General features: G+C 29.3%; 1 protein-coding gene and 1 pseudogene. Both read left to right on the top strand.

The genetic code is table 11. The annotated features are described in order from the left end of the window. A pseudogene (locus tag AJ932_RS10705) lies at window positions 1–591 on the top strand (hypothetical protein); the annotation flags it as partial. Then, window positions 578–1,316, top strand: a 739-nt coding sequence (locus AJ932_RS00030; protein WP_083261760.1) for a hypothetical protein, incomplete at its 3' end; no start/stop codon positions are given. The pseudogene AJ932_RS10705 and the gene AJ932_RS00030, both read left to right, overlap by 14 nt.

Consider the following 1,316-nt stretch of genomic DNA (forward strand, 5'->3'; position numbering starts at 1 on the left):
CCTGATAATGTTATAAGAATACAAACACAAGATGGCAGTGGGGAGTTTATTGAGATAGTATTTGATGATTTGGAGGAATGGAGAAATAAATCAAGTGGAGCTATAAAGCCTTTATTTACCCCATTAGAAGGTATAGTGGAAGATATTTCAAATTCACTTGAAAATGTCAGCATTATCGGTGATGCCTTAGCAATGCTTGGTGCAGTGAAAAATCCTAAAAATGCAAAAAATATTATTAAGAAAAAATCCAAATATGCCACCAAAAAAGAAGTGATAGAGGTATTAAAAAATAAATACAATCTTAAGACTTCTAAAGAATTAAATAAAATGGGCTATAAACAATTTATCGAAAATAATAATGTCTATATAGTCAAGGATAATAAACAAATAAAAGAGATTTGGGAGGATATTACAAAAGATACGACAATATTGCCAGATGCGGGAAATGGTATAAAAATGAGAAAACTAGATGATGGAACTATTATAAGATTAAGAAAAACATCTGATTCTGGTGGTTCAGCAATAGATATAGGAAATAAAAAACCAAATAATGTAATCCATAATAAGGCAAAAGAAGATGGTGATTGGTAAAGTAATTCATAAATACGGTTCGTTTTTCCCTGATTTTGATGAGATATTTTACAATTTAGGTTATGATGGTATTTGTTTTGATGAAAAATCAGATATAAAGCTTTTTCTACAAATTCCAAACCTTAAGAAAACAGATATTTTAGAATATTTTGAAGATCATTTTTTAGGATCAATTTTTGAGGATGCATGCGAATTTAATGACTTGGATTGTCCTTTGTTTTACACAGAAGATGAAAACTTAAAAAATTCCATAAAACCAAATTACAATAGTGAGTATGTAAGTATTATAGGGCAACTATTCTTAGCAGGATATATAGACTTTGGGATTACTCCAAGATCGGAAGATAAATATACAAGAACAGACTATCCTACTAATTTATCTTATTATAAAGAAGATAAATATCAAGCTTGGATATATTTTAGAGATAATTTCTTTTATACTAATGCATTTTTAAAAGGGTATTATGACGATATTTTAATCTATAAAGGCAAAGAATATACAGCAAATACTCTACCCAAACTTAAAAAAGGAGAAACGATCCATAGTACAATGCATAGTGCTGCTTCTTGGGATATGCCAAGATATTGGAGTGGGTATAATATATGGGTAACAAGAACTCAAAAAGGCACAAAATATCTCCGTGAGATTTTAGAACCTAGAGTTTACAACAAATACAAAGATTTAGAAGTAGAGATTGATGATAAGGGTAATGTGCTTAGATGGA

It is taken from the genome of Campylobacter sp. BCW_6873, from assembly GCF_001762365.1.
GTDB classification, from domain to species: Bacteria; Campylobacterota; Campylobacteria; order Campylobacterales; family Campylobacteraceae; genus Campylobacter_D; species Campylobacter_D jejuni.